Genomic DNA, 13,978 nt, shown 5'->3' with positions numbered 1-13,978 from the left:
CCTGCGCAACCGCCTTCTTTCATTTCCTGTAGAAAGGTCTTTGTGAGCTTCTTCGCAAGACTTATGGAGGACCTCGAGGCCGCCCGGTCGCATGACCCGGCGGCCCGAGGCTCCTTTGAGAACTTTTTTGCATACTCCGGGCTGCATGCCATCTGGGCGCACCGCTTGACGCACAAACTGTGGCAGAACCCTGAGCTGCGCTTTCCGGCAAGGCTCATTTCGCAACTTGCCCGGTTCCTGACCGGAATCGAGATCCATCCAGGCGCGACCATCGGCCGGAGGTTCTTCATCGACCACGGCATGGGTGTGGTGATCGGTGAGACAGCGGAGATCGGCGAAGACGTCATGATCTACCACGGTGTGACGCTGGGCGGCCGCTCGCTGGCCAAAGTCAAGCGTCATCCCACCATCGGAGATCGGGTCACCATCGGAGCCGGAGCGAAGGTCCTTGGCCCGATCACCATCGGCGCGGACAGTGCCGTAGGCGCCAACGCCGTCGTGGTCAAAGACGCACCGCCCGAGTCGATCATCACCGGCGTTCCCGCAACGTGGCGGCACCGCGATGCCAAGAGCGAAACCAAACCGGCCGTCGACCCGGCCGAGTACTACATCGAATACCGGATCTAGGCAGCGAAGCGCTTGTAGGCGTTCCAAAACACGGTGTCGAAGGCCCGGTCCGGAAGGACCCTCCGCAACGTCAGGATGGTCCAGGCTCCCCTACCCACCGGGTAGCGGGTCCTGGGCCGTCGCGCGGTTGCAGCATGCATAATAGCACCTGCCACGGTGCGCGGGTGCGTCGACAGCGCTGTTCCCGACGTCGATGCCAAAGCGGCCGCGACGACGCCCGCCTGGTCCCGATAGGGTCCCTGTCCGGACACCGTCAGCAGGCTCTCCCCTGCGATGGTGCCCCATTCCGTGTCGGTTCCGGCGGGCTCGATGATTGCGACGTCGATGCCATGCGGCTTCAGCTCGAGCCGCAGCGAGTCGCTGAGGCCCTCGACGGCGAACTTGGTTGCGTGGTACCAAGCGCCCAAGGGTTCATACATCTTGCCGCCGATCGAGGACACGTTGATGATCCTGCCCGAACCCGCGGCACGCATCGCCGGAATCGCCAGTTGGCACATACGGGCGAGACCGAAGACGTTGACCTCGAATTGGCGCCGGCCCTCGTCGAGCGGTACCTCTTCCAACGAGCCGTAGGACCCGTATCCGGCGTTGTTGACCAGTACGTCGATCCGCCCCTGTTCGGCCAAGACAAGGTCTACGGCGGCCTTCATCGATTCTTCGACGGTGACGTCCAGGGACAACACCTTGATCCCCTGGGCTTTGAGGGGCTCCATCTTCTCGACCCTCCGCGCCCCCGCATACACCACCATCCCTGCTTTGCTGAGCTTGATGGCGGCTTCAAACCCGATTCCGGTTGACGCCCCTGTGACGAATGCGACGCGTTGCGGCATGGACTGCTCCCTCGTGCGGCGGGTGGTGTTTTCCTTCAGGACGTACCTACGGCAAAGGCCGGCGCCTCCACAGTAACGCGGAAGTGCCGGCCTTTGACTCGGGCAGCAGGGTCAGTCTGGGCCCACGAGTGGGGCAGCAGGTCCCTAGTGCGTGTCGACTGCCGAGATCTCGGACTTGTCTTCGCCCCACAGGGTGTGGAAGGTGCCTTCTGTGTCAACTCGGCCGTAGGTGTGCGCGCCGAAGAGGTCGCGCTGTCCCTGGATGACTGCTGCGGCGAGGCGCTTGCGGCGCAGTCCGTCGTAGTAGGCCAGCGAGGAGGAGAACACGGGAACCGGGATGCCCAGCTGGACCGCGGTTGCCACCACTCGGCGCCATGCCGGCAGGGCGCCCGCGATTGCCTTGGTGAAGGCCGGAGCGAACAGCAGGTTGGCCGGCTTCTCCTCTGCTGCGTAGGCGTTGGTGATTTCCTTGAGCAACTCCGCGCGGATGATGCAGCCGCCGCGCCACAGCGAAGCGATTTCATCGAGCTTGAGGTCCCAGCCGTACTCCTTGGCGGCCGAGGTCAGCATGTCCAGGCCCTGGGCGTAGGAAACCAGCTTGGACGCGTAAAGCGCCTGGCGGACGTCCTCGACGAAGTTCTCTGGAACGTCGACGGCGATTTCCTCGCCGGCGAGGAGCTCCTGGCCCAGCTTCCGCTGTTCCGCCTGCGAAGACAGGGCGCGTGCGAAGACGGATTCCGCGATGCCCGAAACCGGTGAACCGAGCTCGAGGGCGGAGATGACCGTCCAGCGGCCGGTGCCCTTCTGGCCGGCCGCGTCCACGACGACGTCGACGAACGGCTTGCCGGTCTTGGCGTCGACGTGGCCCAGGACCTCGGCGGAGATTTCGATCAGGAAGGAAGCGAGTTCGCCCTTGTTCCATTCGGCGAAGATCTTGGACTGCTCGGCCGGCTCGATTCCGGCGCCGGAGCGAAGGAGATCGAAGGCTTCGCCGATGACCTGCATGTCGGCGTATTCGATGCCGTTGTGGACCATCTTGACGAAGTGTCCGGCGCCGTCGGTGCCGATCCACGCGCAGCAGGGCTGGCCGTCAACCTTGGCGGAGATCTTTTCGAGCAGCGGGCCCAGAGCCTCGTAGGACTCCTTGGAACCACCGGGCATGATGGAGGGTCCATTGAGGGCGCCCTCTTCGCCGCCGGAAACGCCGACGCCCACGAAGTGCAGGTCCTTCTCGGCCAGTGCGGATTCGCGGCGGCGGGTGTCCTCGTAGTGCGAGTTGCCGGCGTCGATCACGATGTCACCGGGCTCCAGCAAGGGAACGAGCTGGTCGATGACGGCGTCAACCGGCTTGCCGGCCTTCACCATGATCAGGACGCGGCGGGGCTTCTCCAGGGAGTCCACGAGTTCCTGGAGGGTTTCCGTGCGGATGAAGTCGCCGTCCGTGCCGTGCTTGGCCAGCAGGGCGTCGGTCTTTTCGACGGAGCGGTTGTGGAGGGCAACGGTGAAGCCGTTGCGGGCCAGGTTGCGGGCCAGATTGGCGCCCATCACCGCGAGGCCGGTGACACCGATGTGTGCTGACATCAAAACTCCAATTCATTCTTGTGCATTGAGTCCTGCTAGGAGCGAGGAAACGCTTTCTAGAGCAGTAGCTGGAATAAACCATACGTATTCGGACCACGTCTGGGAAAGTTGCGCCCACGTTTTGGAAACGTCCGCGTCACAAAAGAGTCTATGTTGCGAGCTCGCCCTCTGGGGAGTTCGCCGGCGCTCGGGCTTCCGGTGGCGGGGCGGTCAACGCCACTATGCTTACGACTATGTCAACCAGTCTCCACTACCGCGCTGTCGAGCACCTGGGTACCCGGATCGTCGGCGGTAAGCTCCCCACCGGTCACGTCATGTTGGCTGAGCACCTTGAGGAGGAGCTCAAAGTGTCGCGGTCGGTGGTACGTGAGGCCGTCAGGGTACTGCAGTCTCTGGGACTGGTGGAAACCATCAAGCGTGTTGGCATCCGGGTCCTCCCCGCGCACCGCTGGAATCCCTTCGATCCGCTGGTCATCCGCTGGCGGCTGGCCGGAGAAGGCCGCGGCGCACAGTTGCGCTCCCTCGCCGAACTCCGCTCCGCCGTCGAGCCCGTAGCCGCGGAACTGGCCGCGGAAAACGCTCCGGAGTCACTGCGAAGTGAGCTGTTGAAAATCTCCCTGGCCATGCGTGAGGCAGGCCGTGCAGGCGACATGCCCACCTTCCTGGACCTGGACATCCGCTTTCACGCGCTGGTGCTGTCCGGTTCCGGCAATGAGATGTTCGCGAACCTGATCGGTCAGGTTACGGAGACCCTGACCGGCCGGACGGTCCACGGGCTCATGCCCGAACACCCGAAGGAAGCGGCCTTGCAATGGCATGTGGATGTGGCCCAGGGCATCAGCGACGGAGACGGCGACAAAGCCCGCGATGCCTCGTCCAACATCATGCGGGAGACCATCGCGGACTTGTCGCCCAGCTGGGAAGGCCAGCCTCGGGTTTTTGTTCCAGTCGAGCGGCGCTGACGGCTGCTCGCCGGCGCCGCTCGACTGCCTGAGAGCCTAGGCCACAGGTTGGAAGTTCAGCAGGACCTTCCCGGATTCGGCCGAGTTCCTGGCTACCTCGAAGGCCTCCAGACCGCGGTCCAGCGTGAATTCGTGGGTCACCACCGGATCCACGTAGAGCGAGCCGTCCGCGAGCGCCGCAATGACCTCGTCAATTTCGTTGTTGAAACGGAAAGAACCGAGCAGTTCGAGCTCGCGGGTGATGGCCAGCGAAATGAAGACCGGCTGCGGACCCGAGGGCAGCAGCCCGACCATGACCACCTTGCCACCACGGACGGCGCCCTTGATTGCGGATGCCAGTCCGAAGTGGCTGCCGGAGGACTCGATGACGACGTCGGCCTCCACCGCTGCGATCGCGTCGGCGTCATCGCCCTTCAGGAGCTCGTCCGCACCCACTGCACGGGCGATCTCAAGCGGCTTGTCGTGCATGTCGACGGCCACGATCCGGGTTGCCCCCGCACGCTTGAGCACAGCGACTGCCAGCGCGCCGATCGGACCGCTTCCGATCACCAGCGCCGTCTTTCCGGCCACATCCCCGGCGCGGGCGACGGCGTGCCAGGCAACGCTGGCCGGCTCCACAAGCGCCGCCGTGCGCAAGTCCAGCGTGGCCGGAAGGGCCCGGAGCATGCGGGACGGCAGGGTGGCGTAGCGGCTGAAGGCGCCGTCCGTGTGTGGGAAACGTGCTGCACTGCCGAGGTAGGTGCAGCCGGGGGAAAGGTTGGGACGGTCTTCAGGATATTTGGCGGCACCAGGGGCAGGGCTTGCCGGGTGGACGGCAACGGCGGTTCCGGTTGCCGGGCCGCTGCCATCGGCGGCCTGTTGGACCACGGTGCCGACGATTTCGTGGCCGAGTACCAGTGGCGCCTTGAGGATGGACTCGCCGGCCGCACCGTGAAGCCAGTAGTGCAGGTCCGAGCCGCAGATGCCACCGTAGGCGATCTCGACGACGGCCTGGTTAGGAGCCGGTGCGCTGAGGGTTATGTCCTCAATGCGAAGGTCGCCGGCCGCATGGGCAACGACGGCGGGCGAAGTCCGGGGAAGCTGAAAGCCAGCGTGCTGGATATTGCTCATTAGACGACCACCGTCATTCCGCCGTCGACGAAGATCGTCTGGCCGTTGACGAAATTGGACGCCTCCGAGGCAAGCCACACCGCAGGACCGGCGAGATCCTCCACGGTGCCCCATCGGTGGGCCGGCGTGCGGCCAAGTATCCACGTGTTGAAGTCGGGATCGTCCACGAGGTTCTGGGTCATTTCAGTGTGGATGTAACCAGGGGCAATGCCGTTGATCTGCAGGCCCGAGGCAGCCCATTCAGCGGTCATGGCGCGCGTGAGGTTGCGCAGGCCACCCTTGGCGGCGACATAGGGCGCGATCGTGGGACGCGCCAGGTCCGTCTGCACCGAGCAGATGTTGATGATCTTGCCGCGGCCTCGCGGGATCATGTGGCGTGCAGCTTCACGACCGACCAGGAAAGCGCTCGTGAGGTCGGTGGTGATGACCCGGTCCCAGTCCTTCACATCGAGGTCGAGCATGGGGACGCGGTGCTGGATGCCCGCATTGTTGACGAGGATTTCGAGAGGGCCGACATTCTCTTCGACCCAGGCAACGCCGCGGGCTGCTTCGGAATCGCTGGTGACGTCGAACGCGCAGCTGTGGACGCGGCCGGGTCCGAAGTCCGCAGCCATGGCGGCTTCGGCGTCCTTGAGCCGTTCGGCGTTGATGCCGTTGAGGACGATCGTGGCACCGGCGTCGGCCAATCCGCGGGCCAGCGCGTTGCCGATGCCGCGGCTGGATCCCGTAACGAGCGCAACGCGCCCGGTGAGATCAAAGAGTCCACTCATAGTTGTTTCCTTACTTAGTTCAAAGGGCTTAGGGAAGAGTCGCTGAGGTTGGCGATGGCCTGGCGGACAACGGCGAGGTCCTGGTCGCCAAGGCCCTGATCAATCAGTTCGCGGTAGAGTTCGACGCCGGCAGTCGCCATCGGGACGGCGGCACCGGCCGCCTCGGCGCTTTCGAGCACGAAATTGAGGTCCTTGTGCATGAATTTCGCGGGACCCGTGGGCGTGTAGTCCTTGGCTGCAAGGCGTGGCCCGACGATCTCCAATACACGGCTTCCGGCAAGCCCGCCGGCCAGGACATCGAACAGGGCAGAAGCGTCCATGCCCGAACGCTCGGCGAGTTCGGCAGCTTCCGCAAGCGCCGCCGTCGTGGTCCCGACGATCAGCTGGTTGCAGGCCTTCGCCAGCGAACCGGCACCCAAGTTGCCCATGCGGCGGACCGTGGTGCCCATGGCCTGAAGCACGGGAAGCACCTGTTGGAAGTCTTCCTCTCCGGCTCCCACCATGATGGCCAGCGTGCCATCCTGCGCACCTTTGGTCCCGCCGCTCACAGGGGCGTCGACGACGACAGCGTTCCCGCCACTGGTGTCATGGACCGCTCTGCCGAATTCCTGGACGGCCGTGGGAGACACGCTGCTCATGACGACAAGTGTGGTTCCAGGGAGCGGGCTGGCCGAACGCCAGGAGTCGAGCAGCGGCGCGGCCGCGTCTTGGATATAAGAGAGATCCGGAAGCATGAAGATAATGGCGGCTTGGTCGCGCAGTCCGGCAACCGATTCCGAACGTTTCCCGCCGAGCTTCTCCAATTCGGCCAGTGCCTCGGCCGAACGGTTCCAAGCGGTCACTTCCCGGCCGCTGGCAAGTAGATTGGCGGCCATGGGGAAGCCCATGAGCCCGAGCCCCACAAAACCTACAGTCCTGGCAGTCATGTCCCGTTGCACCTCACTTCTTTGTGGTTCATATTTTCAAAAACTGTTCAATATCCTAGCCGCTATTCAGTATGATGAACACTATGACGACTGATGAACTTACCATCGCGATCGCAGTCCCGCTCGAAGCTGAGCATGTGGAGCGTATCCGCGCAGTAGATCCCAGCATTACTGTCCTTTACGAACCCGAGCTACTTCCCCCGGAACGCTTCCCGGCGGACCACTCCGGCGATCCGGACTTCAAGCGCACTCCGGAACAAGAGGAGCGCTACTGGTCCATGCTGAACAAGGCACAGGTCCTTTACGGTTTCCCCAATGAAAACCCGGCCGGACTGGCCCGCATCGCCCAGAGCAACCCGCACCTGCAGTGGATCCACGCCATGGCAGCGGGCGCCGGCGGCGCGGTCAAAGCTTCCGGCCTCGACAGCGAGACTCTGCAAAAGTTCAAGGTGACCACCTCCGCGGGCGTGCATGCCCTTCCGCTTGCGGAGTTTGCCGCCCTTGGCATCCTCAACGGCTTCAAGCGGAGCGCGGAACTCGCACAGGACCAGGCCGCCAAGGTCTGGCCAGAGCTACGAACTCCCACCAAACTTGTGAACGGTTCCAAGCTGGTCATCACCGGCCTCGGCGAGATCGGCATGGAAACTGCCCGCATCGCCCGCGCGTTGGGCATGAAAGTCAGCGGAACCAAGCGGAACGTCGAAACCATCGAGGGAATCGACGAAGTGGCCAACAACCAGGGCCTGGCAGGACTCCTGGCATCGGCTGACGCGGTCGTCAACACCTTGCCCGGCACGCCGTACACGGAGAAGCTCTTCAACAGCGAGGTCTTCTCGGCCATGAAACCCGGCACGGTTTTTGTCAACGTTGGCCGCGGAACCGTGGTTGATGAGGAAGCGCTCCTCGAAGCCCTGGAAAATGGCCAGGTGTCCTACGCTTGCCTGGACGTTTTCGCCGTCGAGCCGTTGCCCCGGGACAGCCCGCTGTGGAACCATCCGAAGGTCATGGTCTCCCCCCACACCTCGGCACTCAGCGCCGCAGAGAACCGCCTCATCGCCGAGCGCTTCGTCAGCAACCTGCGCACCTTCCTCGACGGCGGGGAACTCCCCCATCTGGTGGACACGGTGCACTTCTACTAAACCGTCCGCGACCAGCGCATTGCCCTTGCGGCCCCTCCGGTATTCCGGAGGAGCCGCTTTGCTGTGCGGCGGGCTTGCTGTACGGCGGGCTTGCTGTACGGAGGCTTTTGCTGTCCGGCGGGCTTGCTGTGCCAAACCAGGGCCTGTTTGCCATTCCGGCGCAACTAGCCGCCCATCCCCTAAACAAGCTCCGAGCTGGACCACGAACGCCGTGCATGACCCGGGCGCAACAGAGCGAGGCCCCCTCCGAACTTCGGAGGGGGCCACCACTGCTTGCCACGTCGTGGTACTGGGATCCTTACTTCGCGTCCTCCAGGGAAAGGAGGTCGCGGCCGGCTGTTTCCGGGGTGAAGAACGTGGTGATGTATGAAATCAGCGCCAGGACCAGCGAGTAGACCGCCAGGACCACCCAGGAGTTGCCTGTCACGGCAAGGAAGGCGGCACCAACCAGTGGAACGAGTCCGCCAGCCAGGACGGCAGACAGTTCGCGGCTCAATGCCACACCGGTGAAACGGTACTGCGAGCCGAAGAGCTCGGGCAGCAGCGGGCACTGCGGGCCAAGCATCGACTGCACGCCAAGTGCGATGCCGACCACCATGACGGCCCACACGAGGGTGACGTTGCCGAGGGTCACCAGGTAGAACGCGGGAATCGCGAAGATTGCCTGGAACAGGGCGCCATAGCGGTAAACCTTGACGCGACCAATACGGTCAGACAGGGCGCCGAAGGAGACCACCATGACGGCCGCGAACCCTGCTGCGATCAGGAGACCGACCGGGCCGATGAACTTGTCGCCAGGGAAGACGCCTTCCTTGACCGACATGAAGGAAATGAGCAGGGTCGAGTAGATCGAGGAGTTGCCGTTCTCGCCCATGCGGAGGCCAATTCCGATCAGCACGTTCTTCTTGGAGTGCCTCACGAGCTCGCCAACGGGGTTCTTCACCACGTTCTTGTGCTTTTCCAACTCTTGGAAGACCGGGGTCTCCTTGAGCCGGAGGCGGATGAAAACGGCCACGATGATCAGGATGAAGCTGGCGAGGAACGGCACGCGCCACAGCCAGCCTTCGAGTACGCTCTTGTTGGCCATGCCAATCAGCGCGAAGGTGCCTGCACCGAGGAGGGTCCCGAGCTGAATGCCAACGAACGGCAGTGACGCGAAGTAGCCGCGGCGCTTGGGTGGAGCGACTTCGGAGATCAGCGTGGTTGCGCCTGCCTGTTCAGCTCCGGCGCCGAGGCCCTGGATGATGCGAAGCGTCACGAGCAGGACAGCGCCAAGCATTCCGGCCTGGTCGAACGTCGGCAACAAGCCGATCGCGAAACTGGCAAGGCCCATCATGCCGATGGTCATGAGAAGGACCATCTTGCGGCCGAAGCGGTCTCCGATGAATCCGAAGAAGATACCGCCGAAGGGCCGCGCCGCGAATCCAACACCATAGGTTGCGAACGACGCGATCAATGCGCCGCTTTCACCCAAAGGCTTGAAGAACAGCGGTCCGAAGATCAGAGCCGAAGCCAGACCGTAAATGTAGAAGTCGTAGTACTCCAGGGCGGATCCTACGGAGCTGGCAAGAGTTGCCCTTCGCAGCTGTTCCGGCTCAACTACTGCGCCGTCCATATCAGCAAGCTTTGTCTTAGTACGAGTTGTCACAAGCACTCCCTCAAGAACACTCCAGACCCCCGTTGGCCTGGCGAGATAGCGTCAGCCGCCATGGCGTGAATCACTATATTGAACAGAGTACAGCACGTTGGACAAGTTTCAAGTGGTGTAATCAGATTTATGTATGACCCCCTTGGACTGCGAGATCAGTTAGCCCATCGGGTTGCCCAGCGAGTGAGCGAGCTCCTTAAGCTCCTTCACCATCAGGGCAGCCTGTTCCTCGGAGAATGTGGCCTTCAGGGCAGTCACCGAGAGACCGAGGCTAGGGCCGTGTGCCCCATGGGTAGGCACGGGCACGGCAAGGCAAACCACGCCAAGAGTGGATTCCTCGTCCTCCAGGGCGTAGCCCTGCTTGCGGATGGCAAGCACCTGGGACTTGAGTTCAGCGGCACTCCGAAGGGACTTGGGAGTCATGACAGGAAGTTCCACATCGTCCGGGAACATCTCTTCGATGTCATGGTCATGAAGCTGGGCTAGGAGCACTTTGCCGACGGCACTCAGGGAAAGCGGCATCTTGTCGCCGATGTTTGACGTAAGTCGAACGGCCGGGTGACCTTCGTAGCGCGCCAGGTAGATGATGTGATCGCCGTCGATCATCGCGATCCGAACCGTTTCGCCGGACAGCGTCGGCGCCTGCTCGCAGAACTTGTAGAACTCCTGAACCTCGTCGAGCCGGCTGAGGTAGGCGGCACCAAGTTCAACCAGTTTCCGTCCGAGCGAGAAGTCGGCACCTTCGCGGGTAATAAGCCGGGCCTCCTCGAGGGCAAGCAGCAGGTTTGACGTGGAGGATTTCGGAATCCCCAGCTCCCTCGAAAGGTCACTGAGTGTCAGCCGACCCGAAGGAGCTTCAGCCAAGGCGTCCAGTACGGCAGCTGCGCGAGTCACGGCCGGCGCCGGCGAGGAGCTACCCAATCCATCGGCGGAACGGGGAGTGCGGGAATCGGCCATGATTCTCCTTCGCAATAGTGCGTCTGGCGCAGAGCGGGCGCGTGCCGGCCAGAAATGCCGCCCTAGGGCAGCTGAACTCCGACCACGGCAATCACGCTTGTTCAATCCACTGAACAAATACCATCATAGTGGCTCACGGCTGGAAGGAGCCCTCCCGGACGTAGAACACCCTTCCTTCCCATATCCAGAAATTCTCTGTATATTCATCTTTGAGTTCTCCACCGCGGCATCCCCCAATAGTCGCGGTGGAGAGCTCTTCCAATTCCCCGCAGAACTGATCTGGTCCGACGCTAGCTCTGCCGCCAAGGGGTGAACCTCGGGAGCCAGCGCGGGACGTTGGCGCGGTAATTCTCATACTCCGCTCCGAATCTATGTGCGAGCGTTGGCTCCTCATACAATCTGACGAAGGCCGCCACCGGAACCGCGCCCAGCGCCGCCAGGCCGAACAGCTTCGGCTGTCCCAGCAGGAGGCCCTGTCCGGTGATTGCAGCGCCAATTCCCACGTATATGGGGTTCCGCACGAATCTGTAGAACCCGCTGACCACGAGGTTCTTCGGCGGCGCAAAGGGTGCCGGGGTGCCCATTCCCTCAAGGGCGAACCGCACAAACGAATTGCTGATCACCGCTGCACCAGCGCCGATCAACAGAACACCTGCGCACTGGGCCGCCAGTCCGCCCGGCACGGGCTGTTGCACTTTCCAGCGGGTCACCGCCCACGGCAGCAAGCCTGCCACGGTTGCCGGGGCAGCGGCGAACACCGCCGTTCCGATCTTCGCCAGCCTCTTGTCACGCGCTGCATCTCCGGACGCTGTCATGCTGCCATTCTGAACCGCCAAATGATTGGCGACAACCACCGGAGCCAGAACACACGTGGAATAAAAGAAAGAGCCCCTGAGCTGCGTTTTCGCAGCTCAGGGGCTCTTTCGTTGGGTGGGTCCTACCGGGATCGAACCGATGACATCCACGGTGTAAACGTGGCGCTCTACCAGCTGAGCTAAAGACCCAAACACTGATTTCAACGCCTTCGACGCTTCAACCAACGAACATGTACTCTACCGGATCATTCGCCCGGAACACTAATCGGCGAATCCGAGGTCAGCAGATCTGGAAGCTCCGCGGCAAGCCAGACCAACGCGCCACTGACCCCGGCTTCCACTTTGAGGCTCGCGAACTCGTCGCCGCGGGTCGGTCCTCGGTTGATGATCACCACGGGCTTGCCGAGTTTGGCTGCATGTCTGACGAACCTGAGCCCGCTCATGACCGTCAACGAAGATCCAGCCACCAGGAGGGCCCCGGCTTCGTCCACCATGGAATAGGCTCGCTGCACCCGATCTTTGGGCACATTTTCGCCGAAGTACACGAAGTCGGGCTTGAGCGTTCCTCCGCAAACAGGGCAAACGGCGACGACGAAAGATCGGATGAGCTCGGGATCCTCCACTGAGGCATCCGCGTCGGGAGCCATCTCCACGACGCCGGCAGCTTGGGCAGCCTCCAGGAATCCTGGATTGATTTCCTCAAGGATGGATGCCACGAGCCTTCGCGTGAAGACGTGTCCCCCGTCAAGGCAAATCACGCGATCATAGCGGCCGTGCAAGTCCACCACGTTGACGCTGCCTGCGTCCTCATGCAGGCGGTCCACGTTTTGCGTGATGAGTCCCGTGATCAGCCCGCGGCGCTCAAGGAGGGCGACGGCGGCGTGCCCGGCATTGGGATCCGCATGCCGGAGATGGGACCATCCAAGGTGGTTCCTCGCCCAGTACCTGCGCCGGTTGGCGGAACTTTCGATGAACTCCTGGAAGGTCATGGGATTCCGTGGCGCGGCTCCGGGACCCCTGTAGTCAGGGATTCCGGAATCCGTACTCAGGCCGGCGCCTGTCAGAACAGCAAGCCGCTCGCCGCCGAGAATCACTGCGGCTTGGCGGAGAGCTTCGAGCTCATCAGCGTCCAACCCAACCGTGCAAGCCGGCGGCAGAATGGCAAAGCCAGTCATTCCGACGCCGGGCCGCTGGGTACTCATCGGCATTAGGCCTGGCCGAGCCCGGACAACGCCTCACGATATTCCGCTAGATCGCGTGCTTGGCCGCGCGGATTGACGACGACATAACGGACGATGCCCGCGGCATCGATGATGAACGTGCCCCTCAAGGACATACCGGTAGCGGAGTCGAACACCCCATACTTTTCAGCGACCGCGCCGTGCGGCCAGAAGTCGGCCAGCAGATCAAACTCGTAGCTTTCCTTCTCCGCGTAGGCCCGCAAAGCAAACTTGCTGTCAACCGATATGCCAAGGACAGTGGCGTTGGCATGTTCGAAAATACCGAGATTGTCACGGATCTCACACAGTTCCCCGGTGCAGATCCCGGAGAAGGCGAAGGGATAGAACACAAGCACAACGTTGCGGCCGCGAAGACCGGACAAACGAACCGGCTCCCCATACTGGTTCACCAGCTCAAAATCCGGGGCTTCCTGGCCGACAACGGGAACTCCGGGTCGCAGCCCGGCAGGGTTCAACTTGGTGTGCGTCACTTGTTCTTCTTGCGTGCCACCAGCCGGGTAGCGCTCCAGTCCTTGGAGACGCCTGCCGACGTAGTGCAGTGCAATCCCGCCGTAGGAGCTGCGTCCTGAATATCCGAAGGCGACACGTAGTTGTCGCGGCCCGATTTAGGAGTCAGAACCCAAACCACACCGCCTTCACCCAAGGTAGTCAGTGAATCCACGAGCGCATCGACAAGGTCTCCGTCGCCGTCGCGCCACCAAAAAATGACGGCATCAACTACCTCGTGATCGTCTTCATCGAGCAGTTCGGAACCAGTGAGTTCCTCAATGTCATCACGCAAATCGAAATCGACGTCATCGTCGTAACCGAGTTCCTGAATCAGATCCCCATCTTTGAAACCCAATCTTTCCGCCACATTTACCGATGTGGCGGCGTCGGCCTCGCTCACGTTTCCTCCTCTTGAAGTGATTTCGATTACTACAAGCCAACACCCTTTGGGCGTGGGCTTCAAGCCATTGTCCCGCGTTCCGCCATATTCTGCGCTCCAGCCACGCCTGCGCCGGGCTACAGCCATGAGTACATGCGATGTAACAGTTTGAGTGTGACATACAACGCCTTCGCGGCAGCATGGCTACGCATCGCGGCTCGTACAAAGCTACAGTGGCCAGTGAAGACTTTGGCTGCAAGGGCAACCGCCCGCCGCGAATAGCGCAGCTTGAGCTCAAGAGAACCTGTCCGGCGCACATGACCGGGCTGTTGTAACCGATATGTCGCACACGCCGCGTTCATGACGGGCAGTTACCCTGCCGGACCTGAGGCGACGATGGATGCGCCAAAAGAGAGGTTGGACGTGGCTGCAGGAGAAGAGACCTCACACATCCTTAGCGGGTTGACTTCCCAGCTGCCTGATCGTGATCCGGAAGAGACTGCC

14 protein-coding genes and 1 tRNA gene are annotated in these 13,978 nt (G+C 62.5%); 3 read left to right on the top strand and 12 right to left on the bottom strand.

From position 1 onward, the window contains the following. Positions 1-42: 42 nt before the first annotated feature. Positions 43-627, top strand: a complete 585-nt coding sequence (gene epsC, locus HNP00_RS20890) for a serine O-acetyltransferase EpsC (protein ID WP_078108643.1) — start codon at positions 43-45, stop codon at positions 625-627. Here epsC and HNP00_RS20885 read toward each other — a convergent pair. Together HNP00_RS20885 and gndA are read right to left on the bottom strand one after the other, a co-directional pair. After that, positions 624-1,457: an oxidoreductase gene (locus HNP00_RS20885; RefSeq protein WP_184741638.1), complete on the bottom strand. Its 834-nt coding sequence runs from the start codon at positions 1,455-1,457 to the stop codon at positions 624-626. The two genes, epsC and HNP00_RS20885, sit on opposite strands and share 4 nt — an antisense overlap. A gap of 144 nt (positions 1,458-1,601) precedes the next feature. After that, complete coding sequence (gene gndA / locus HNP00_RS20880; protein WP_184741637.1) at positions 1,602-3,038, bottom strand: NADP-dependent phosphogluconate dehydrogenase; 1,437 nt, start codon at positions 3,036-3,038, stop codon at positions 1,602-1,604. Positions 3,039-3,271: 233 nt separating this feature from the next. Between gndA and HNP00_RS20875 the strand changes: the two genes are divergently transcribed. Then, positions 3,272-4,000, top strand: a complete 729-nt coding sequence (locus HNP00_RS20875) for a FadR/GntR family transcriptional regulator (protein ID WP_184741636.1) — start codon at positions 3,272-3,274, stop codon at positions 3,998-4,000. A gap of 36 nt (positions 4,001-4,036) precedes the next feature. Here the strand turns inward: HNP00_RS20875 and HNP00_RS20870 are convergent, their stop codons facing one another. The 3 genes from HNP00_RS20870 to HNP00_RS20860 are packed head-to-tail and all read right to left on the bottom strand — an operon-like array spanning position 4,037 to position 6,806. Next, entirely contained in the window at positions 4,037-5,110 is a 1,074-nt protein-coding gene (locus tag HNP00_RS20870; protein ID WP_184741635.1) for an L-idonate 5-dehydrogenase, read from the bottom strand. Further along, positions 5,110-5,880: an SDR family oxidoreductase gene (locus tag HNP00_RS20865; RefSeq protein ID WP_184741634.1), complete on the bottom strand. Its 771-nt coding sequence runs from the start codon at positions 5,878-5,880 to the stop codon at positions 5,110-5,112. Before HNP00_RS20865 ends, HNP00_RS20870 begins: the two co-directional genes overlap by 1 nt. Positions 5,881-5,894: 14 nt before the next feature. Continuing rightward, positions 5,895-6,806, bottom strand: coding sequence for an NAD(P)-dependent oxidoreductase (locus HNP00_RS20860; RefSeq protein ID WP_184741633.1), 912 nt, complete (start codon positions 6,804-6,806; stop codon positions 5,895-5,897). A gap of 71 nt (positions 6,807-6,877) precedes the next feature. On the opposite strand from HNP00_RS20860, the gene HNP00_RS20855 reads away from it, so the two are divergent. Then, on the top strand, positions 6,878-7,945 hold the full coding sequence (locus HNP00_RS20855) for a D-2-hydroxyacid dehydrogenase (RefSeq protein ID WP_184741632.1): 1,068 nt from the start codon (positions 6,878-6,880) through the stop codon (positions 7,943-7,945). A gap of 298 nt (positions 7,946-8,243) precedes the next feature. On the opposite strand, the gene HNP00_RS20850 is transcribed toward HNP00_RS20855, so the two are convergent. The 7 genes from HNP00_RS20850 to HNP00_RS20820 all read right to left on the bottom strand — a co-directional run bounded on the left by HNP00_RS20850 (position 8,244) and on the right by HNP00_RS20820 (position 13,495). Further along, positions 8,244-9,599, bottom strand: coding sequence for an MFS transporter (locus HNP00_RS20850; protein WP_311770641.1), 1,356 nt, complete (start codon positions 9,597-9,599; stop codon positions 8,244-8,246). A 153-nt stretch (positions 9,600-9,752) separates the two neighbouring features. Then, positions 9,753-10,550 (bottom strand): IclR family transcriptional regulator, encoded by a 798-nt coding sequence (locus tag HNP00_RS20845; RefSeq protein WP_184741631.1) that lies wholly within the window; start codon positions 10,548-10,550, stop codon positions 9,753-9,755. A gap of 290 nt (positions 10,551-10,840) precedes the next feature. Then, positions 10,841-11,365 carry an isoprenylcysteine carboxylmethyltransferase family protein gene (locus tag HNP00_RS20840; protein WP_184741630.1) on the bottom strand — a complete coding sequence of 175 codons (525 nt, stop codon included), beginning with the start codon at positions 11,363-11,365 and terminating at the stop codon, positions 10,841-10,843. 116 nt (positions 11,366-11,481) lie between these two features. Then, positions 11,482-11,554: transfer RNA gene (locus HNP00_RS20835), tRNA-Val, on the bottom strand. Between the two features lie 56 nt (positions 11,555-11,610). Next, positions 11,611-12,567 carry an NAD-dependent protein deacetylase gene (locus HNP00_RS20830; protein ID WP_184741629.1) on the bottom strand — a complete coding sequence of 319 codons (957 nt, stop codon included), beginning with the start codon at positions 12,565-12,567 and terminating at the stop codon, positions 11,611-11,613. 5 nt (positions 12,568-12,572) lie between these two features. Then, positions 12,573-13,076: a peroxiredoxin gene (locus HNP00_RS20825; RefSeq protein WP_395893842.1), complete on the bottom strand. Its 504-nt coding sequence runs from the start codon at positions 13,074-13,076 to the stop codon at positions 12,573-12,575. Next, positions 13,073-13,495, bottom strand: a complete 423-nt coding sequence (locus HNP00_RS20820; RefSeq protein ID WP_059387755.1) for a DUF3052 domain-containing protein — start codon at positions 13,493-13,495, stop codon at positions 13,073-13,075. Before HNP00_RS20820 ends, HNP00_RS20825 begins: the two co-directional genes overlap by 4 nt. Positions 13,496-13,978: the final 483 nt, after the last annotated feature.

The organism is Arthrobacter sp. AZCC_0090 (assembly GCF_014207375.1).
Lineage (GTDB): Bacteria > Actinomycetota > Actinomycetes > Actinomycetales > Micrococcaceae > Arthrobacter.
Note: the sequence above shows the minus strand (reverse complement) of the source record. Positions and strands in the feature narration are given on the sequence as shown.

Coding starts and splice junctions, on each gene's coding strand:
- HNP00_RS20870 (WP_184741635.1), bottom strand. CDS start 5,110: ATGAGCAATATCCAGCACGCTGGCTTTCAGCTTCCCCGGACTTCGCCC.
- HNP00_RS20865 (WP_184741634.1), bottom strand. CDS start 5,880: ATGAGTGGACTCTTTGATCTCACCGGGCGCGTTGCGCTCGTTACGGGA.
- HNP00_RS20845 (WP_184741631.1), bottom strand. CDS start 10,550: ATGGCCGATTCCCGCACTCCCCGTTCCGCCGATGGATTGGGTAGCTCC.
- HNP00_RS20830 (WP_184741629.1), bottom strand. CDS start 12,567: ATGAGTACCCAGCGGCCCGGCGTCGGAATGACTGGCTTTGCCATTCTG.
- HNP00_RS20840 (WP_184741630.1), bottom strand. CDS start 11,365: ATGACAGCGTCCGGAGATGCAGCGCGTGACAAGAGGCTGGCGAAGATC.
- HNP00_RS20885 (WP_184741638.1), bottom strand. CDS start 1,457: ATGCCGCAACGCGTCGCATTCGTCACAGGGGCGTCAACCGGAATCGGG.
- HNP00_RS20860 (WP_184741633.1), bottom strand. CDS start 6,806: ATGACTGCCAGGACTGTAGGTTTTGTGGGGCTCGGGCTCATGGGCTTC.
- HNP00_RS20855 (WP_184741632.1), top strand. CDS start 6,878: ATGATGAACACTATGACGACTGATGAACTTACCATCGCGATCGCAGTC.
- gndA (WP_184741637.1), bottom strand. CDS start 3,038: ATGTCAGCACACATCGGTGTCACCGGCCTCGCGGTGATGGGCGCCAAT.
- HNP00_RS20875 (WP_184741636.1), top strand. CDS start 3,272: ATGTCAACCAGTCTCCACTACCGCGCTGTCGAGCACCTGGGTACCCGG.